Consider the following 19,325-nt stretch of genomic DNA (forward strand, 5'->3'; position numbering starts at 1 on the left):
GTCGGTTGGATCAGGCGCCCGCACCGCCCGCGCATGCGCTGCGCCATGATGTGGTGCCGGAGCAGATATGACGCAGCCCGTCGCGTCCGCAGTTCGCCACCAGGTCGAGGCCGGTGACATAGGGCGTAAAGTCGCCGTGGCGCTGGGAATAGGGACTAAGCTGGTAGTCCATGTATTCAACCGCGATGCCGGCGCGCTCGAACAATTCGTGCTCCAGATACTGCTTCGCGCCATGCCCGGTCACGTAGCGGGTGGCGCCCAGCCTCTGGCATAGCGCAAAGACGCGCTGGCTGCTGTGCCCGGCCACATCTAGTGCCGACGAATCCAGGAAGGTCCTGCCGGCATCGAGCCCGAAGTAACGCGCCAGAGCCATGGTGGAGGCGCGCGACAGTTCCGACAGGTACCGTACCGGCGCAGAGAACACTTCGTCAACCAGTGCCAGCATGTCCTGCACGTATGGAGCACCGGCACAGGCATGGCGCAGCAAGTCGCGGCTTTTGCCTCGCCAGTCGGTTCGGTCGTCCAGTTCCAGGCCGCCGATCAGGCTGCCCAGGTGCCTGCCTCGCAGCGGCACCGTCATCCAGCGCATGCCGTCCCGTGTTTTTACTTGCACCCGGTTGACGCGGTTTGCCGGACCGGTCGAGAACTGGACATCATCGTAGAAGACGTAGGTGTCGCTCAACCGGATCTGCTCCAGCATACCGACCCATGGAAAGAGCATGGGTTGCGAGATGACCAGGGTCAGGTCCGATCCCGGCACGTCAGCTCTCCGCATGATCCAGCATCCTGATCTCCGGCACGGCCACCGCGAAGCGCCCGCCCCACTCCCGCACGTAGCCGTACTGCTCGCGCACCTCGTCAGCGATATTCCATGGCAGGATCAGCACCACATCCGGCCGGGAGGCACGCAATTGTGCCGGTGCGACTACCGGAATGCGGCTGCCTGGCAGGTAGCGTCCCTGCTTGGACGGCGCCGCATCGCAGACGAATGGCAGCAGATCCGGCCGCACGCCGGCGTAGTTGAGCAGCGTATTGCCCTTGGCTGCCGCGCCGTAAGCCGCCACACTGCGCCCCGCGCGCTTCTGCGCGATCAGGAATGTGACCAGCGCATCCTTGACGGCATCCGCGCGTGCCTGGAAACCCAGGTAGGTCGACACCTGACGCAAGCCGAATTCCTCCTCGGCCCGAAGCAAGGCCTCCACGGCAGCGCGTGGCATGCGCGTGTCATCGGCGTGGCCCCCATAGACGCGCAAGCTGCCGCCGTGGGTCGGCAGCGTCTCGACATCCAGCACCCGCAGCCCGGCGCGCGCAAAGATCTGTTGCACGGTATGGAGCGACAGGTACGAGAAATGCTCGTGGTAGACGGTGTCGAACTGGGTCTGCGCGATCAGCTGCATCAGGTGCGGGAATTCCAGCGTGATCGTACCGCCCGGCTTCAGGGCGGCCTTGAGCCCGCGCGTGAAGTCATTGATGTCCGGCACATGCGCGAAGACATTGTTGCCGGCGATAAGATCGGCCTGCCTGCCTTCCGACGCCAGCCGTTCACCCAGCGCCTGGCCGAAGAACTCGCGCAGGGTCGGCACGCCGATGGCTTGCGCCGCGTGCGCGGTACTGGCCGTCGGCTCGATGCCCAGGCAAGGAATGCCGGCGGCAACGAAGTTCCTTAGCAGGTAGCCGTCGTTGGAGGCCACCTCGATGACGAAGCTTCTCGGCCCCAGGTCGAGGCGGTGCGTGATCTGGCTCGCGTAGGCGGCCGCATGCGCGAGCCAGGTCTGCGACGTCGACGAGAAATACGCATAATCGCGGTTGAACAACTCATCGGCGCGCGCGTAGTCTTCGGTCTGCACCAGCCAGCAATGCGAGCATACATGCAGCCTGAGCGGGAAGCAGGTTTCCGGCGCCCGCAGGTCGGCGGCACTCAGATAGGCATTGGAAGGCGGCGCGGACCCGAGGTCGAGGAACACGTGGTCAAGCGCTGCGTTGCAGTGGCGGCATTTCATGAATGGAAACCGGCAAAGCCGGCACTGAGAAGCGGATGGGAGCGGTCGCGTGACGAGATATCGGTCACCGGCAGTGGCCAGCGGATACCGAGCACGGGATCATCGTGGCGTACCCCGCCTTCGGCCCGCGGCGTATACGGCGCGGTATGCAGATACAACAGCTCGCTGTCGGCCTCAAGCACCTGGAATCCATGCGCGCAGCCTTCCGGGATCACGACCATGCGGGCATTCGCGGCGGTCAGCTCTTCGGCGTGCCACTGCAGGAAGGTCGGCGAACCCGCACGCAGGTCCACCATGACGTCCCATACGCGGCCGCGCAGGCAACGTACCAGCTTCATCTCGGCATGTGGCGCGTGCTGGAAATGCAGCCCGCGCAGCGCCCCGGCTTGATGCGTGCGCGAATGGTTAGCCTGCATCACGCGGCGCTGGCCGAGCACCTCGGCCAGCGCGTCCGTGCAGAATAGCCGCGCGAACGCGCCGCGATGATCCGCAAAGGGCTCGCTCTCGATCAGTGCCGCGCCCGGGATGGCAATGGGGGTCAGCTTCATGCGCCCACCCAATTTGCGCCTGCGGCCGCGGCCGCCGCGATGTATTCGTCCAGCTGCCGGCGCGTCGGCACGCCACCGTTGGCCTGTTCGCGATACCACGCTGCCGTCGCGGCAAGCGCCTGCTCGAGGTTCCAGGCGGGCTGCCAGCCAAGCCTTGACCTGGCCAGGGAGCTGTCGAGGTACAGCAGGCTGGCTTCGTGTGGTTGCTGCGCATCGGACACACGCCATGCCAGTGCGGGCCAGTGCGCCTGCATGAGGCTGAGCACGGATTCGACACTGCGGTTGTCCTGCGCGGCTGGCCCGAAGTTCCAGGCGGTTGCGCAGCCCCGATCGCCCTCCAGCAGCCGCTGGCCCAGCAACAGGTAGCCGGCCAGGCAATCGAGCACGTGCTGCCACGGCCGCGTGGCATGGGGCGAGCGGATCTCCAGTGTCTCGCCGCGGCTGGTGGCGCGCACGAGGTCGGGGATCAGGCGATCTTCCGACCAGTCGCCTCCCCCAATCACGTTACCTGCACGGGCAGTCGCCAACAGCGGTGCACCGTCCTGCGTGAAGAAGCCCTGGCGATAGCTGGTCACGACCAGCTCCGCCGCAGCCTTGGACGCACTGTAGGGATCGTGGCCGCCCAGGCGGTCATTCTCGCGATATCCCCAGGCCCACTCCTGGTTCGCGTAGACCTTGTCGGTAGTGACCACCACCACTGCCCGCACGCAGCGATGCCGCCGGCAGGCTTCCAGCACGTTGGCGGTCCCCATGACATTGGTCGACCAGCTCTCCAGCGGATCGCGGTAGGAGCGACGCACCAGCGGCTGCGCCGCAAGATGGAAGACGATCTCGGGCTGGCCGCATGCCAGCGCGGCATCGAGCCCTTGCAGGTCGCGCACGTCGCCACGCAAGTCAGTGGCCGACAGGTCAAGCAATTGCCAGTGGCTGGGGGTCGTCGCCGCAGGCAAGGCAAAGCCCGTCGGCGCGGCTCCGAGCCGCCCCAACCATTGCATCAGCCAGCTGCCCTTGAATCCGGTATGGCCGGTCACAAGGACGCGCCGGCCATCATAGATATTGCCGAACTGCCTCACGCCCAGACTTTCCACGGCGGATTGCCGCCAGCCCAGAGTTGCTCCAGATGATTCTTGTCGCGAAGGGTGTCCATCGCCTGCCAGAAGCCCTTGTGCATGAATGCCTGAAGGCTGCCCTCCGCGGCGAGCCGGCTCATCGGCTCGTCCTCCCAGATGGTCGTGTCATCGCTCACCAGGTCGATCACAGAAGGCTCCAGCACGAAGAAGCCGGCATTGATCCAGTTGCCATCCCCGGCCGGCTTCTCCTGGAAGCGATCGACCGAAGTGCCTTCGATCTTCAGCGACCCGTAGCGTCCCGGCGGCTGGATCGCGGTGACGGTGGCCTGCTTGCCGTGCGCGAGGTGGAAGTCGAGCAACGCGCGGATATTGATATCCGATACGCCGTCGCCATACGTGAAGCAGAATGGCTCGTCCTCCAGATACTCGCGCACGCGCTTCATGCGGCCGCCGGTCATGGTGTGCTCGCCCGTATCGACCAGCGTGACCCGCCATGGCTCCGCGTGGCGCTGGTGGACTTCCATGCGGTTGTGTTTCAGGTCGAAGGTCACATCCGACATGTGCAGGAAGTAGTTGGCGAAGTACTCCTTGACGACGTAGCCCTTGTAGCCGAGGCAGATCACGAAGTCATTGATCCCGTAGTGGGAATACGTCTTCATGATGTGCCACAGGACTGGCTTGCCTCCGATCTCGATCATTGGCTTTGGGCGCAGGTGCGATTCCTCGGAGATGCGGGTGCCGAGGCCGCCTGCCAGGATCACCGCCTTCATGCCGCCATTTCCTCTTGCCCCACTGGAATGCCGGCAATCTCGTATGCCGATGGCACCGGCTGTGCCGCCAGGTAGGCCAGCTCCACGCCAAAGGCCTCCTGCAGGAACGCGGCAAGCGGTGCCGTGTCTTGGCCCAGTTCATCCAGGCGCGCCAGCAGCAATCGGTACAGCGGCAGTGAATACTTGCGCAGTGTGGCACTGTCGATCAGGAGGTCGAGTGCAGCTTGCAGGTCCCCATCACGATAGGCGATCTCGGACAACGCGTAGGCCACCAGCCAGTGCCTGCTCCATTTGGCGGAGATGTTCTCCAGGATATTGATCAGGCCATCCGGACTGCTGGCCCGAAGCTCGCGGACCACGGCGAGAACGATCTCTTCCATGGCATGCCAGCGGCCGCCGAAATAGACGCCCTCGCCGGCCGCGCGCGGTAACAATCCGGGCTGGCGATAGGTGTCGACCCAGCCCGCCAGCTCGCCTTCGAACCAGCGACAGAATCCGGCGGCATCGAACAACGGGCTGGCCTCGAACATCGGGCGAATGGACTGGCGCAGCGCGTTCAACTGAGCGGCGTCTGCTGCGAGCTCGACGGCAGTTTCCACGTATTGCGCTTCGGTTCGGCAGATAAGGCCTTCCAGGCCTACCGCACGCAGGAAGGACGCCGCTACACGTTCGTGGCTGGCCGTGCCCGCGAGCGTGACGAGCGGAACGCCCATCCACAGCGCATCGCAGGCGTTGGCACCGCCTGTCAGCGGCGACGTGTCGAGCACCACGTCGATCCTGTTATACGTCAAGTACTGTTGCAGGGTCTGTCGGTTCACGCAGATTACGCGGTCGGACGCGATACCCGCCTGCTCCATTCGGTTCAGCAGGGGCGCACGTACCGCTTCGTTATCGAGCCCCATGCACTCCACCAGCAGCTTGCTGCCCGGACAGCGCGCCAGCACCTCGCTCCACATTCTTAGCGTTCTTGGGCTGATCTTCGCCAGGTTGATGCAGCAGCCAAAGGTGATATAGCCATTTTCCAGCGCGGGCGTGGTGCGCACCTTGTAAAGCGAGCCATATGCATGGATTGGCCGCCCGACCAATGGGTAATAGACAGCCGATACGACCGGCGCGCGCACAAGGCTCTCGGTGTGGTAGGCCTCATTGCCGGGGGGATCCATTTCACTGTCGGTCAGACGGAAATCGATCTGCGGCATGCCCGTCGTACCCGCATATCCGATCCAGGTCATCTGCCGAACGGCCAGACGCTGTGCCATATGGCGCAACGGTGTGTTGCGTGTATAGCCGCCGAGATCGATCAAAACATCAAGCTTCGCGGCGCGGATGACGTCTGCAATCTTTTCCCGCGGTTCACCGGCCAGACTGATGAAGTGCTCCGAGTAGTTCTCAATCTTGCGTGTAATGTTGTCCTGGCGGCCGTTCAGCGAATACACGAACACCTCAATCCGGCAATGGTCGAGGTTGGCCAGGAAGGGTAGGACAAAGTACGCACACGCGTGCGAGTAGAGATCGTTGGAGATCAGGCCCAGCCGAATCCTTCCATCGTCAGTCGGCTTGTCGAATGGCCGGATGGCAGCGCAACGCTGCGCCAGCAATAAGGCGCAGCCTTCGGCCTCGCGACGCAGGTCAAGCGGCGTTGTCGCCTCGTCGAACAACATGGTGAACAGCAGGTTGAATCGGATCGTCTCCGACTGCGGCGCCATCTCTCTGGCCTTGCGCAGCGCAACCATTGCCTCCGGTACGGCGCCCGTCTCCTTCAGCGTGTTGGCATAGTTCGACAGCAGGTCTGCATTTTCCGGTTGCAATTCCAACGCCCTGATCGCAGCGTCCTTGGCCGCGTTGTACTGCTGCATGGCATGCAGTACCGCCGAGTAGTTCTGCCAGACCGTCCAGATCCCCGCGTTCTTGACAAGGGCTGACTCGAGAACCTGCTTGCTTTCGTCATAGCGTCCCAGATCCATCAAGATCTTTCCAGCCAGGACCTCGACGGCCACGTTGCCCGGGAACCTGCGCTGCGCATCGTCGGCAATGCGCAGCGACTCCTCGGCGGCACCGAGGGAAAGGTGACTCAGGGCGCGCAGGCAGTAGCTGTCCGGATTTGACTTATCAAACCGCTCGGCCTGTTCTGCCAGTCGGATGCAATCGTGATAACGCTGTGCCTGGAGGCTGGCGGCAGCCTGGCTGATATAGCGAGACACCCGCGACGCGTAATAGTTGTTGTTTTGCATGATGAGGATTGGGGCGGGGGCGGACAGGGGATCGTGCAATACCGGGCGGCTACACCGGCATATTCATCATCTCCTGATACGCCGCCACCAGCCTGTTCCTCACCTGCACCCCCGTCTGGAACGATACATTGGCCTTCTGCAGTTCGATCATCACATCATTGAGCGCCACACCCGGCTTGCCCAGTTCGAACGCTTCGGACAGCCCGTAGGCGCGTTCCTGCGACGCATTGATACGGCTCAGGCTGCGCTGCAGTTCGCCGGCAAAGCCGCCGGCAGCAACCGGCGCGGCGGCCTGCGAGCTGTTGCCGGTAGCGGTCTGGGCCAGGCCGCGCAGTTGCTGCAGCATGCCTTCGATGGGAGAGAGCGTGGTCATGAAGCGGTTTTCCCCGCCGGCCCGGGTTGATGCACCGGTGCCAGCGCCTGTGGTTAGACGAATCCGACGGTAGCCACGCGCGTAAAAGTCGTCGAGACGTGCTGCAGAATTCACATCGCAGCCGGCTCGCGCGCCCTGACCACCCAATTTCAGCGGGGCAAGCGTACCTGCCGCCCGCCCCCCTCCATCAGCCGAAATCGGGAGGAAAACCCGGCCTATTCACCAGATTGTGGGCGCCCGCGTTGGCCGATCATCGCTACCGTGCCGGAAAGGCGCGGGCCTCGCCTTGCGTTTCCCGTCAGGCACGATGTTCCAGAACAACCATCCCCGGGAGTACGCGTGTTTTCTCAGCAGCCTGAAGTGAGCCGTGCCGAAGCGAGGCGTGCCGACGTCCATGGCGGTCACCATCGCCAGAGCGATCGGGGCAACGGCCCGTCCGTGGCCGGAGCGCGCGCATGACCGCGGCAATGTCCTTGTCCGGCCGCTCGGGCGACATGATCGAGCGCCTCAAGGCCAACCCCAGGCTCCCCATGATGCTCGGCGGCGCCGCACTGGCCGCGGCCATCGCCGTCGGGGTGCTGTGGTCGCGCGCGCCGGACTACAAGGTGCTGTACAGCAACCTGTCCGAGCGCGACGGCGGCGCGGTGCTGCAGTCGCTGCAGCAGATGAACGTGCCGTACAAGTTCGCCGAAGGCGGCGGCGCGGTGATGGTGCCGGCCGACAAGGTGCATGAGATGCGCCTGCGCCTGGCCTCGCAGGGCCTGCCCAAGAGCGGCACCACGGGCCTGGAACTGATGGACAACCAGAAGTTCGGCATCAGCCAGTTCGCCGAACAGGTCAACTACCAGCGCGGGCTCGAAGGCGAGCTGGCGCGCTCGATCGAGTCGATCGCCGCCGTGCAGTCGGCACGCGTGCACCTGGCCATTCCCAAGCCGACGCTGTTCGTGCGCGAACGCCAGAAGCCGACCGCGTCGATCGTGCTGCAGCTCTACCCGGGCCGCGCCATCGATGAAGGCCAGGTCGCGGCGATCAGCCACCTGGTGTCGTCGAGCGTGCCGGAGCTGACGCCCAAGGCAATCTCCATCGTCGACCAGCACGGCAACCTGCTGTCGAACAGCGGCAACGAGCGCATGCTCGACGCCACCCAGCTTAAGTACGTGCAGGCGCTGGAGCAGAACTACCTCAAGCGCATTGAATCGATCCTGACGCCGATCGTCGGCAAGGACAATGTGCGCGCCCAGGTGACGGCCGACGTGGACTTCTCGATTGTCGAGCACACCGACGAGAGCTACAAGCCGAACCAGGATCCGACCCACGCGGCCATCCGCAGCCAGCAGACCAGCGAATCGAACCAGCAGGGCGCCACGCCCCCGGGCGGCGTGCCGGGCGCGCTGTCCAACCAGCCGCCGGCACCCGCCGCGGCCCCGATTACCACGGCGCAGACGCCGCGGGCCGGCCAGGCGCCGGGCCAGGCCGGCGCACCGGCCCAGCCGCAGGGAGCGCAAGCGGGCCAGGCCCAGGGAGCGACGACTTCCGCTTCGAGCGGCCCGAGCAGCAACCGACGCGATTCCACCGTCAACTACGAACTCGACCGGACCGTGCGCCACGTGCAGCAGGCGCCGGGCGGCGTGCGCCGCCTGTCGGTGGCGGTGGTGGTCAACTACCGGCCACAGCCGGACGCCAAGGGCAAGATGGTCGCCCAGCCGCTGCCGCCGGCACTGCTGGCCCAGATCCAGAACCTCACCAAAGAAGCCATGGGCTTCTCGACCGAGCGCGGCGACTCGATCAACGTGGTGAACAGTCCGTTCACCGTCGATCGCGAAGTGACGCCTGAACTGCCGTTGTGGAAGCAACCCGAAATGATCGACCTGGCCAAGACCGGCGCGGGCTACCTGCTGCTGGCGCTGCTGGCACTGTTCGCCTGGTTCAAGGTGGCGCGCCCGATCCTGCGCCGCTACACCACGCCGCCAGTGCCGGTGCCTGCACTGGCTGAAGAGACCACGGCCGAACTGCTGCCGCCCGAAGAGCCGGCCAATCCGGAAGTCCTGCGGCTGGCCGCGAAGTATGAAAGCGATCTCGCCCTGGTGCGCGACGCCGCACAACGCGACCCGCGCCTGGTCGCCAGCGTAATCAAGAACTGGATTGGCAATGACCTCCGCTAAAGCCGCCTCCTCCGCCACCGGCCTGCAGAAGAGCGCCGTCCTGATGATGGCGATCGGCGAGGACGCCGCCGCCGAAGTGTTCAAGCACCTGTCCCAGCGCGAAGTGCAGGAGCTGGGCTCGGCCATGGCCGAACTCCGGTCGGTGACGCGCGAAGAAATGGCCGTGGTGCTGAGCGAGTTCCGCGGCGAGACCGAGCAGTACCTGGCGCTGAACGTCGATTCGAGCTCGTTCATCCGCAGCGTGCTGAACAAGGCGCTGGGCGAAGAGCGCGCCCAGTCGGTGATCGAGGACATCCTGGAATCGCGCGACCCGGGCAGCGGCATCGACTCGCTGAACTGGATGGACGCGACCTCGGTGGCCGAACTGATCCGCGAGGAACATCCGCAGATCATTGCCACCATCCTGATCCACCTGGACCGCCAGAAGGCGTCCGAGGTGCTGTCGCTGTTCACCGATCGCCTGCGCAACGACGTGATCCTGCGTATCGCCACGTTCGGCGGCGTGCAGCCGGGCGCGCTGCAGGAGCTGACCGACGTGCTGTCCAAGCTGCTGTCGGGCCAGAGCCTGAAGCGCAGCCGCATGGGCGGCGTACGCACGGCGGCCGAGATCATCAACCTGATGAGCACCGCGCACGAAGAGGCCGTGATCGACGGCGTGCGCCTGCACGACGGCGACCTGGCGCAGAAGATCATCGACGAGATGTTCCTGTTCGAGAACCTCTTGGAAGTCGACGACCGCGGCATCCAGCGCGTGCTCAAGGAAATCGCCACCGAATCGCTCATCGTCGCGCTCAAGGGCGCGCCGCAGGAGCTGCGCGACAAGTTCATCCGCAACATGTCCACGCGCGCCGGCGAAATGCTGCGCGAAGACCTGGATGCGCTGGGCCCGGTGCGCGTGTCGCAGGTCGAGGCCGAGCAGAAGGCCATCCTGCAGGTGGTAAGACGCCTGGCCGATGCCGGCGAAGTCCAGATTGGCGGAGGAGACGATGCCTATGTCTGAGCGCGGCCTGGCCGCACGTCTCGCGCTGCGCGAGAGCCCCGCCGGCGCCGATGCCGACGGCTTTGCCGCCTTCGAGCCGCCGCGCCGCACGCGCGGCGCCGGATGGCAACGCTGGAACATGGGGTCGCTGGACCCGCGCGACGCGATGCGCGAGATCGTGCAGCAAGCGCCCGCCGAGCCGGCGCCGCCCCCGATCGACTTCGCGGCGCTCGAAGCGATGCGCGAAGGCGCCCGCAAGGAAGGCTACGCACAGGGCTATACCCAGGGACAGACCCAGGGGTATGGCGACGGCCACCGTGAAGGCTATGCGCGGGGCCTGGAAGGCGCGCGCAACGAGGCCATGCGCCTGCACGGCCTGGCCGAAAATTTCCGCAAGGCACTGACCGGCGTTGACCGGGAAGTGTCCGACGCGCTGGTCTCGCTGGCGCTTGACGTGGCGCGCCAGCTCGTGCGCGCGCGCGTGGAAGACGATCCCGAAGTCCTGCTGCCCGCCGTGCGCGAACTCCTGACGAGCGAACCGGCGCTGTCCGGTTCACCCTGCCTGCTGCTCCACCCGGAAGACGTTGGCCTGGTCGAAGCCCATATGCAGGGCGAACTCGATGCGGCCGGATGGACCCTGCGCGCGGATCCGGCCGTCGCCCGCGGCGGCTGCATTGCCAGTGCCGCCAGCGGCGAGCTCGACGCCAGGCTGGAAACCCGCTGGACGCGCGTGGTCAAGGCCATGGGCCGCGACGATCCGTGGGAGCCCCGGCATGACTGACGCCGCCACGGCATCGCGCACGGATGACCAGGACCTTCCGCCGCCATCGCACGCGGAGCACTGGCGCCATGCGTTGAACCTGGCCCAGGCCGATATCGCCGGCCTGGACAGCAAGCGCAGTTGCGGCCGGCTCACGCGCGCGGCCGGCCTGGTGCTGGAAGCCGTGGGCCTGCGCCTGCCGGTGGGCAGCGACTGCCTGATCGAACTGCCCGCCGGGCAGTTCAGCGCCGACCGCGGCGGCCCGCGCACGGCCGAGGCCGAAGTGGTCGGCTTCGGCGCGGACCGCCTGTACCTGATGCCGCAGTCCGACGTAGTCGGCCTGCTGCCCGGCGCGCGCGTCTATCCGCTCGAACCGTCGCCGCAGCCGCAAGGCACCGGCGCGCCGCGCGAACCGGGCTCCAAGCGCCTGCCCGTGGGCGAAGGCATGCTCGGCCGCGTGGTCGATGCTGCCGGCCGTCCGCTCGATGGCCTGGGCCCGATCCGGGCCGCACAGGAAGTCCCGCTGTCGGCCGAACAGATCAACCCGCTGATGCGCGCGCCGATCGACACGGTACTCGACACCGGCGTGCGCGCCATCAACGGCATGCTGACCGTCGGGCGCGGCCAGCGCATGGGCCTGTTCGCGGGCTCCGGCGTGGGCAAGAGCGTGCTGCTCGGCATGATGGCGCGCTACACCAGCGCGGACGTGATCGTGGTCGGACTGATCGGCGAACGCGGCCGCGAGGTGAAGGAATTCATCGAACACATTCTCGGTCCGGAAGGGCGCGCGCGCGCCGTCGTGGTGGCGGCCCCGGCCGACTGCTCGCCACTGCTGCGCATGCAGGGCGCCGCGTACTCGACGCGGCTGGCCGAGTATTTCCGCGACCAGGGCAAGCATGTGCTGCTGATCATGGATTCGCTCACGCGCTATGCCATGGCGCAGCGCGAGATCGCACTCGCGATCGGCGAGCCGCCGGCCACCAAGGGTTATCCGCCTTCGGTCTTTGCCAAGCTGCCCACGCTGGTGGAGCGCGCCGGCAACGGCCCCGAAGGCGGCGGCTCCATCACGGCCTTCTATACCGTGCTGACCGAGGGCGACGACCAGCAGGACCCGATTGCCGACTCGGCCCGCGCGATCCTGGACGGCCATATCGTGCTCTCGCGCAGCCTGGCCGAGGCCGGCCACTATCCGGCCATCGATGTGGAAGCCTCGATCAGCCGCGCGATGACCGCGCTGATCCCGTCCGGGCAGTTCGCTTCGGTGCGCCGCTTCAAGCAGCTGATGTCGCGCTACCAGCGCAACCGCGACCTGATCAGCGTGGGCGCCTACGTGCCCGGCAACGATCCGGAACTGGACCTGGCGATCCGGCTCCACCCCCGGATGGAAGCCTTCCTGCAGCAGGACATCCACGAGCGCGCCGGCTACGACGATGCGCTCGGACAGCTGCATAGCCTCTTCGACAGGAGCGAACATGGCTAAACCGAATCCACTGCTGACGTTGTCCGAACTGGCCCAGAACGACACCGATGCCGCCGCGCGCGAACTCGGCCGGCTGCAGGGACTGCGGACCCAGGCCGAGAACCAGCTCAACCAGCTCACGCAGTACCGGCAGGAATACCGCGAACGCATGCAGGCGGTGGCGGCGCAAGGCATGACCACCAGCCGCTGGCACGACTTTTCTCGGTTCCTGGATTCGCTGGACCACGCCATCCGCCAGCAGACCGCCACGCTGGACAAGGCCGAGGCCGACCTGCTGGCCGGGCGCAATCACTGGCAGAAGCAGAAGCGCCGCCTGAACTCCTTCGATACCCTGATCGAGCGCGCCGAGGCCCGCGAGGAAAAAGTCGTCGCGCGCCGCGAGCAGCGCGCCAACGACGAATATGCCGCGCGACTGGCCCGCGACAGCGCCAGCCGACTCAACTGAGCCCAAAGGGCAAGGCCTTCCCATGATCGATATCAGCCAGCTCGTCAGCAACGCGACCGCCCAGGCCAAGCCCGCCAGCCGCATGGCGGCAGACGCGGGGGACAATGCCTTCGGCGCCGCGTTGTCGCGCGCGAAGGACAGCGCGCGCCCGGAGCCGCGCCAGGATTCCGGCAGCAATGCCCAGCCAGCCAGTGATTCACCGGCGCAAGAAGGCAAGTCCGGCAGCACGACCGACGCACAGGACGCAGCCCGGGCGGCAGCCGGCAAGCCGGTGCAGCCCGGACGCCGCAAGGACCAGGACGGCAAGGATCACAAGGACGATGGCAGCGCCCAGGCGGCGGACGCCGGCGCCGCTGCGGCGGCACTGGCCGCGCTGCTGCCGGCCACCCCGCTTCCGGCCGCTTCCGCCAATAGCGCGGCAGGCGCGGCAGGCGTGGCGGACAGTGCTGCAGTCGGTGCCGCCGGCGCCAGCGGCCTCGCCTTGCCGCAAGCCCCGGCCATCGCTTCGGCCGACGCTGCCAGCGCTGCGCTCGCTGAGGTGACACCCGACACCGCCGGCAAGCAGGTCATCCAGGCAACGGTCAAGGACGCCACAGCGGCCAGCGCCGCCGCGCCGACCGCGGCCGACACGCTGGCCAACATCCTGTCGCAGCGCGCAGCGCTGCCGGGCGCCTCGGCGCAGCCGGCTCCGGCCGACAGCTCCCAGACCGCGACCACGTCCGGCACTGCGCTGAACGCCATGCCGGACGCGCGCCAGGGCCATGCCGGCCAGTTCGCCGATGGCCAGTCCCAGGCCGGCACGGGCCAGTCCCGGCATGCCGCACTGCCGCAGGCAGACGGCACTGCGCAGGGCGGCAAACCCGCTGCCACCCCGTTCACGCCCGTGCAAGTCACCGCCGGGACCGGCGATGCCGCGACGGTCACGCAGAACGATGGTGCCGCGCCGGCCATTGCCGCCGCGCTGGCTAACCAGACACCTTCGGCCGCTCCGGCCGCCGCCGCCGCTGCCGGACGTCCGCTGGTGGCGCCACCGCTGAACGATGCGCAATGGCCGCAGGCACTGGGCCAGCAGATGATCCGCCTGACCACGCAAGGCAGCCAGAGCGCCGAACTGCAACTCAATCCGCCCGACCTGGGTCCGCTCAAGGTGGTGCTCAACGTCGTCAACGACCAGGCCCAGGCGCAGTTCGTTTCCCCGCACCAGGCCGTGCGCGCCGCAGTGGAAGCCGCGCTGCCGCACCTGCGCACCGCGCTGTCGGAAAGCGGCATCCAGCTCGGCCAGGCCTCGGTGGGCGCCGACAGCTTTGCCGGCCAGGCCGGCAATGGCCAGCAGCAACAGGCCGGCAACGGCCGCGGTCACCCGGGCTTCGGCACGGACCTGGCCAAAGCGGATTCCCGGCCCGCGCCCACTTCCGCACCGGCCCGTCCGGCGCGCATGCTGGCACAGGGAGAAGTCGATACCTTTGCCTGACCGGCAGGCGCTTCAGGCGCCACAATCATGACAAAGGCCGCCACAGGGGCGGCCTTCTTGTTTTGCGGCGTGCTGCCGGCTCCGGGATCAGGGCTGGAAAATGTCCAGGCCCGCCAGCGCGACCACACCGCTCAGCGCGATCATCGAAGCCGAGTCGCGCCCAAGGATCAGCAAGGCTGCAGCGAGCCAGGCGACGAGGCTGAAGGCGAGAAATCGTTTCATGTTGCAGCAACAGGACTGGACCGCGCAGCACAGCGCGACGCCATGCAGGCGAGCATTCAGGAAATAGGAATGTAAGTATAAACCCTGATCATGAGCGATCAACGGTATGCAGATGGCCATTGCTGCGAATGTGCGCGACACGACGCCACACTGCCAACGGCACCGCGCCCGCGCCGGGACGATAATGTCTGCGTGACGCCTTGCGATACCCCTGTGCGATGACGTTCGACCTCTTCGACGACCTGGACGACCCCGATGACGGCACGGCCGGCGCGAGCGAGCCGCTGGCCGTCGGTGCCGTGGTGCTGCGCGGCTTTGCGCGCGCGCTGGCACCGCAGTTGCTCAAGGACGTCGGCAACGTCGCCGCGCAAGCCCCCTGGCGCCACATGGTGACGCCGGGCGGACTGCGCATGTCCGTGGCCATGACCAACTGCGGGCAGGCCGGCTGGGTCTCCGACCGGACCGGCTATCGCTACGACCGGCACGATCCGCTCAGCGGCGAGCCCTGGCCCGCCATGCCGGCGGCATTTCTCGGCCTGGCCGCGCGCGCGGCCGCCGAAGCAGGCTTTGCGGATTTTGCGCCGGACGCCTGCCTGATCAACCGCTATGTGCCCGGCACACGCCTGTCATTGCACCAGGACCGCGACGAGCGCGACCTGCGCGCGCCCATCGTGTCAGTCTCGCTCGGCCTGCCGGCGGTATTCCTGTTCGGCGGGCTGCGGCGCGCCGACCGCCCCGCCCGCACGCGGCTCGCGCATGGCGACGTGGTGGTGTGGGGCGGCCCCGCACGCCTGGCCTTCCATGGCGTGGCGCCGCTGGCCGACGGCGACCACCCGCTGCTCGGGCACGAGCGGATCAACCTGACCTTCCGCAAGGCCATGTAGCCGCCGCGGCTGCCGCACTTGGCCCTTTTGCGCCGGGCAGCAGGTCTCCTACATTCAATGACATCCCCGCGTCCCTGAACTGGAGGCCATACCATGCATCTCGAAGGCTCGTGCCACTGCGGCGCCGTGCACTTTTCGCTCGAGTCCGATTCGCCCTACCCGTTCATGCATTGCCACTGTTCGATCTGCCGCAAGACCGCCGGCAGCGGCGGCTATGCCATCAATCTCGGCGGCGATGCCGCGACGCTGCGCGTACGCGGCAGGAAGCACCTGGGCATCTACCATGCGGTGATGCGCGAGCCTGGCAAGCGCGCCACGCGTTCGCCGGCGCAGCGGCATTTCTGCCTCAAGTGCGGCAGCGCGCTGTGGCTGTTCGACCCGCGCTGGCCCCACCTGGTCCATCCGCACGCGTCAGCCATCGATACCCCGCTGCCCAAGCCGCCCGACGTGGTCGAGGCTGGCCTCGATTTCGCGCCCGCGTGGGTGGACGTGCCGCGCGGCAAGGGCCATGTGCAGTGCGGCACCTGGCCAGCCGAGTCCCTGCAGGACTGGCATCGCCGGCACGGCCTGTTATCGGAATGATGCATTGCGCGCAGGATAGGCGGCAAAGGCGCTCGCGTATGATGTCACCCGCTTCCGATCCATCGCCCCTGCCCGTTTCACCGCCGTGCCCGCAATGCCCGACCATTTCCTGCTGTCTTCGCTGTTGATCTTCGGTCTGGGCGGTTTGCTTGGCGCCGTAGGGGGGCTGTTCGGGATTGGCGGCGGACTGATCGCAATCCCCGCACTCGGGCTGCTGTTCGGCATGGGCCAGCAACTCGCCCAGGGTACGGCGCTGGTCATGATCGCGCCGAACGTGCTGATCGGCTTCTGGCAATACCGGCGGCGCGCGGACATAGCGCTGCGCACGGCGCTGGTGCTCGGGCTCAGTGCCGTACTGGCCACCTACCTGTCGGCACGGGTGGCGACCTCCATCGATGCGCAACTGCTGCGTCGCGTCTTCGCCTGCTTCATGATCGGCCTGGCGCTGTACTTCCTCTGGCGCCTGCTGCCGGGACGGGCGGCCACGGCGCAGCACGCACGCGTCTCGCCACGGTGGATTCCTCTGGTGGGCGTGGTGGGCGGTGCGTTCTCGGGCTTTTTCAGCGTCGGCGGCGGCGTGGTCGCGGCGCCGGCGCTCGTCGGCCTGTTCGGCATGCGGCAGGCGGCTGCGCAGGGACTGGCGCTGGCCCTGGTAACGCCCGGGGCCGTGGTGGCGCTCGCCACCTATGCGCATGCGGGACACGTGGACTGGGCCTGCGGCTTGCCGCTCTCGCTAGGCGGCATGCTGACGATCTCGTGGGGCGTGGCACTGGCGCACCGGATGCCCGAGCGCCGCTTGCGCGCGCTGTTCGCCCTGTGCCTGATCGCGACGGCCGTGGTGATGCTGGTACGCGCTTGAAAGGACGGGCCGGCCCGCCTACTTCCGGAACACAAGCATGAAATTGTTGGCGGGCATGGCCACCGGCGCGTCGCAGCGCATGCCTTGCGCCTCGCCCAGCGCGATCACATCCTCCATATCGCGCACGCCCCAGTCGGGGTCCGCGGCCCGCAACTGCGCGTCGAATGCCGCATTGCTCGGTGCGGTGTGCGCGCCGCCACGCCGGTAGGGTCCGTAGAGGACCAGTACGCCGCCCGCTTCGAGCAACTTGCCGGCGCCGGCAAAGAGCGCTTGCGCGGCCGCCCACGGAGCGATGTGGATCATATTGATGCAGACCACGGCATCGGCTGCCTCGATGCCCCAGGGCTGCGTGCAGACATCGAGCGCCAGCGGGGCGCGCACATTGGCCAGGCCGGCGTGCGCGATCCAGGCGGCGATCGAAGCGCGCGCCGCTGCGTCTGGATCCGTCGGCTGCCAGGTCAGGCCGGGCAGCGCCGCGGCAAAGTGGACCGCGTGCTGGCCGGTGCCGCTGGCAATCTCCAGCACCGTGCCCTTGGCCGGCAGGACGTTACGCAATACGGCGAGGATCGGCTCGCGGTTGCGCTCGGTGGCCGGCGCCATGCGGCGGGAATCTGGGTCGTGAGTCTGGCTCGGCATGGATATTCCTGCGGGGGATCATCGCGGCGAGAGGCGCGCTAAGCGGAGATCAAACGGGACGGCGCAAAGATCAGCCCTGCTCCCAGGCGCTGCACCAGCCGGCGGCCGCCACCTCCTTGTCGCCGAACAGGACACAGCCGCCGGCGGCGCTGCCCGTGTCGCCCTGGTAGAGCTGGCAGTTGGCGCAGGTCTGGCTGGCCTTGTGGCCGGGATACTTCTTCGGGTCCACCTTGGCGGTGTCGGCCTTATAGCCGAGCTTCTGCGCCTGCGGCTCCTGTTCGCCAAGCATGGCGGCGCTGGCGGGGAGGCTGCCAAGCAGACCGGTGACGGCCACGCTGCCCGACAAGGCGAGCGGCAGGTATCCGAGAAACTGGCGTCTGCACGGCATGGCAGTCTCCTCTGAGGTGGGGGCAAGTGGCGGCCTGTGCCTGCCGCATGGCGCAGAGGTTACTGCGGATTGCAGGGCCGGTGCAATGCCCGGCGCTGCCTGCCTGCCTGCCTGCCTGCCTGCCTGCCTGCCTGCCTGCCTGCCTGCCTGCTTACAGCTTGAACTCGCCCACCACGCCCTGCAGCTGGTGGGCCTGGTCAGCCAGCGATGCCGAGGCCGCGGCGGCTTGCTCCACCAGCGCCGCGTTCTGCTGTGTGACGGCGTCCATCTGCGCCACGGCCTGGCTGACCTGCTCGATGCTGCTGCTCTGGTCGCGCGAAGCCACCGAGATCTCGCCGAGGATGCCTGTAACGCTGCGCACGGCCTGCTGGAGTTCCCCCATGGTCTGCCCGGCCTTGTCGACCAGCACGGCCCCGCCTTCGACCTGCCTGGCGGAATCGCCGATCAGCACGCGGATCTCCTTGGCGGCGGTGGCGCTGCGCTGGGCCAGCGTGCGCACTTCACCGGCCACCACGGCGAAGCCGCGGCCCTGCTCGCCCGCGCGCGCCGCTTCCACCGCGGCGTTGAGCGCCAGGATATTGGTCTGGAAGGCAATGCCTTCGATGACCTGGATGATCTCGACCACCTTGTTCGAGCTGGCGCTGATCGCCTGCATGGTCTGCACCACGTCATTGACCACCACGCCGCCGCGCTCGGCGATCGCCGATGCATTGGCGGCGATGTCGTTGGCGGCGTGCGCACGCTCGGCGTTGCGGCGCACCATATCGGTCAGGCTGCCCATGCTGGACGCCGTCTCCTGCAGGGTGGCCGCCTGTTCCTCGGTGCGCTGGGAGAGGTCGGTATTGCCGTCCGCGATCTGGCGCGAAGAGTCGGCGATCGAGTCGGTGGAACTTTTGATCCGGCTCACCAGGTCGGTCAGGATGTCCTCCATCTTGCCCATGCCGCCGAGCAGCCGGCCGAATGCGCCGCCCTGGTCGGTATCGAAGTCCTGGCTGAGGTCGCCGGCGGCCACGGTCTCGGCAATGTAGACTGCGTCGGCCAGCGGCCGCTCGATGCCGGCGGCCAGCCAGCAGGCGCCGGCAAGCGCCGCCGCCAGTGCCGCCAAGCCCAGTCCGAGCATGGTGTAGCGCGTCGCGTCGCTGCCCTCCAGCTGCGCCAGGCCCGTGCCGATGGCGGCTCCCGCCAACAGCACGACCAGCCCGAAGGTTGCGCCCAGGCGGGCTCGGATGCTCAGATTTGCCTGCGACATTGCTTTTTGCCCCGTGTTGGAATGTCTGTTTTTGATGGTTTGCCGTTGGAATATCGGCAGTCATGGGCGGAGGTTTAGGTATGGAGGAGTTGGGGAAATCCCGAATGACGATCTGGTCATTGCTGGAAAGATCCAGACTCCTGGCTCGTCGTGCTTGGCAGGCGCCGCTGTTTCGCCGGCGTAGCCGGCGAGTCACTTTTTGTCCGAGCGACAAAA

Annotated in this window: 20 protein-coding genes; 10 read left to right on the forward strand and 10 right to left on the reverse strand. The window is 67.2% G+C overall.

Annotation, left to right across the window (positions count from 1 at the left end; genetic code table 11):
- Window positions 1–10: 10 nt before the first annotated feature.
- The 7 genes from AC3FNH_RS24100 to fliE are packed head-to-tail and all read right to left on the reverse strand — an operon-like array spanning window position 11 to window position 6,992.
- Window positions 11–775 carry a WbqC family protein gene (locus tag AC3FNH_RS24100; RefSeq protein WP_488721822.1) on the reverse strand — a complete coding sequence of 255 codons (765 nt, stop codon included), beginning with the start codon at window positions 773–775 and terminating at the stop codon, window positions 11–13.
- Complete coding sequence (locus AC3FNH_RS24105; RefSeq protein ID WP_488721823.1) at window positions 762–2,000, reverse strand: class I SAM-dependent methyltransferase; 1,239 nt, start codon at window positions 1,998–2,000, stop codon at window positions 762–764. The genes AC3FNH_RS24100 and AC3FNH_RS24105 overlap by 14 nt, the downstream gene beginning before the upstream one ends.
- Complete coding sequence (locus tag AC3FNH_RS24110; RefSeq protein ID WP_488721824.1) at window positions 1,997–2,548, reverse strand: dTDP-4-dehydrorhamnose 3,5-epimerase family protein; 552 nt, start codon at window positions 2,546–2,548, stop codon at window positions 1,997–1,999. Before AC3FNH_RS24110 ends, AC3FNH_RS24105 begins: the two co-directional genes overlap by 4 nt.
- Window positions 2,545–3,636 (reverse strand): CDP-glucose 4,6-dehydratase, encoded by a 1,092-nt coding sequence (gene rfbG / locus AC3FNH_RS24115; protein ID WP_488721825.1) that lies wholly within the window; start codon window positions 3,634–3,636, stop codon window positions 2,545–2,547. The genes AC3FNH_RS24110 and rfbG overlap by 4 nt, the downstream gene beginning before the upstream one ends.
- Window positions 3,618–4,388: a glucose-1-phosphate cytidylyltransferase gene (gene rfbF / locus AC3FNH_RS24120; RefSeq protein WP_488721826.1), complete on the reverse strand. Its 771-nt coding sequence runs from the start codon at window positions 4,386–4,388 to the stop codon at window positions 3,618–3,620. Before rfbF ends, rfbG begins: the two co-directional genes overlap by 19 nt.
- Complete coding sequence (locus tag AC3FNH_RS24125; protein ID WP_488721827.1) at window positions 4,385–6,619, reverse strand: O-linked N-acetylglucosamine transferase, SPINDLY family protein; 2,235 nt, start codon at window positions 6,617–6,619, stop codon at window positions 4,385–4,387. Before AC3FNH_RS24125 ends, rfbF begins: the two co-directional genes overlap by 4 nt.
- A 49-nt stretch (window positions 6,620–6,668) precedes the next feature.
- Window positions 6,669–6,992, reverse strand: a complete 324-nt coding sequence (gene fliE / locus AC3FNH_RS24130; RefSeq protein WP_488721828.1) for a flagellar hook-basal body complex protein FliE — start codon at window positions 6,990–6,992, stop codon at window positions 6,669–6,671.
- Window positions 6,993–7,447: 455 nt separating this feature from the next.
- Here fliE and fliF point away from each other — a divergent pair, with 455 nt between their 5' ends.
- The 10 genes from fliF (at window position 7,448) to AC3FNH_RS24180 (ending at window position 16,836) form a co-directional block, all read left to right on the forward strand.
- Complete coding sequence (gene fliF, locus AC3FNH_RS24135; protein WP_488721829.1) at window positions 7,448–9,154, forward strand: flagellar basal-body MS-ring/collar protein FliF; 1,707 nt, start codon at window positions 7,448–7,450, stop codon at window positions 9,152–9,154.
- Window positions 9,141–10,154 (forward strand): flagellar motor switch protein FliG, encoded by a 1,014-nt coding sequence (gene fliG / locus AC3FNH_RS24140; protein ID WP_276102429.1) that lies wholly within the window; start codon window positions 9,141–9,143, stop codon window positions 10,152–10,154. The genes fliF and fliG overlap by 14 nt, the downstream gene beginning before the upstream one ends.
- Complete coding sequence (fliH, locus tag AC3FNH_RS24145; protein WP_488721830.1) at window positions 10,141–10,914, forward strand: flagellar assembly protein FliH; 774 nt, start codon at window positions 10,141–10,143, stop codon at window positions 10,912–10,914. The genes fliG and fliH overlap by 14 nt, the downstream gene beginning before the upstream one ends.
- Window positions 10,907–12,373: a flagellar protein export ATPase FliI gene (gene fliI, locus AC3FNH_RS24150; protein ID WP_488721831.1), complete on the forward strand. Its 1,467-nt coding sequence runs from the start codon at window positions 10,907–10,909 to the stop codon at window positions 12,371–12,373. Before fliH ends, fliI begins: the two co-directional genes overlap by 8 nt.
- Window positions 12,366–12,818: a flagellar export protein FliJ gene (fliJ, locus tag AC3FNH_RS24155; protein WP_488721832.1), complete on the forward strand. Its 453-nt coding sequence runs from the start codon at window positions 12,366–12,368 to the stop codon at window positions 12,816–12,818. The genes fliI and fliJ overlap by 8 nt, the downstream gene beginning before the upstream one ends.
- A 22-nt stretch (window positions 12,819–12,840) precedes the next feature.
- Window positions 12,841–14,289: a flagellar hook-length control protein FliK gene (locus AC3FNH_RS24160; RefSeq protein ID WP_488721833.1), complete on the forward strand. Its 1,449-nt coding sequence runs from the start codon at window positions 12,841–12,843 to the stop codon at window positions 14,287–14,289.
- Between the two features lie 27 nt (window positions 14,290–14,316).
- Complete coding sequence (locus AC3FNH_RS24165; RefSeq protein ID WP_488721834.1) at window positions 14,317–14,586, forward strand: hypothetical protein; 270 nt, start codon at window positions 14,317–14,319, stop codon at window positions 14,584–14,586.
- Between the two features lie 143 nt (window positions 14,587–14,729).
- A complete protein-coding gene (gene alkB / locus AC3FNH_RS24170) occupies window positions 14,730–15,395 on the forward strand; it encodes a DNA oxidative demethylase AlkB (RefSeq protein WP_488721835.1) in 666 nt (221 codons plus the stop codon).
- Between the two features lie 93 nt (window positions 15,396–15,488).
- Window positions 15,489–15,977: a GFA family protein gene (locus AC3FNH_RS24175; RefSeq protein WP_488721836.1), complete on the forward strand. Its 489-nt coding sequence runs from the start codon at window positions 15,489–15,491 to the stop codon at window positions 15,975–15,977.
- A gap of 94 nt (window positions 15,978–16,071) precedes the next feature.
- Entirely contained in the window at window positions 16,072–16,836 is a 765-nt protein-coding gene (locus tag AC3FNH_RS24180; RefSeq protein ID WP_488721837.1) for a sulfite exporter TauE/SafE family protein, read from the forward strand.
- 18 nt (window positions 16,837–16,854) lie between these two features.
- Here the strand turns inward: AC3FNH_RS24180 and AC3FNH_RS24185 are convergent, their stop codons facing one another.
- The 3 genes from AC3FNH_RS24185 to AC3FNH_RS24195 form a co-directional block, all read right to left on the reverse strand.
- Window positions 16,855–17,472 (reverse strand): DUF938 domain-containing protein, encoded by a 618-nt coding sequence (locus tag AC3FNH_RS24185; RefSeq protein WP_488721838.1) that lies wholly within the window; start codon window positions 17,470–17,472, stop codon window positions 16,855–16,857.
- A gap of 70 nt (window positions 17,473–17,542) precedes the next feature.
- Window positions 17,543–17,860 (reverse strand): high-potential iron-sulfur protein, encoded by a 318-nt coding sequence (locus AC3FNH_RS24190; protein WP_276102438.1) that lies wholly within the window; start codon window positions 17,858–17,860, stop codon window positions 17,543–17,545.
- A 151-nt stretch (window positions 17,861–18,011) separates the two neighbouring features.
- Complete coding sequence (locus AC3FNH_RS24195) at window positions 18,012–19,109, reverse strand: methyl-accepting chemotaxis protein (protein ID WP_488721839.1); 1,098 nt, start codon at window positions 19,107–19,109, stop codon at window positions 18,012–18,014.
- Between the last annotated feature and the right edge of the window lie 216 nt (window positions 19,110–19,325).

The sequence above is a fragment of the Cupriavidus sp. 22TCCZM01-5 genome, from assembly GCF_057798915.1.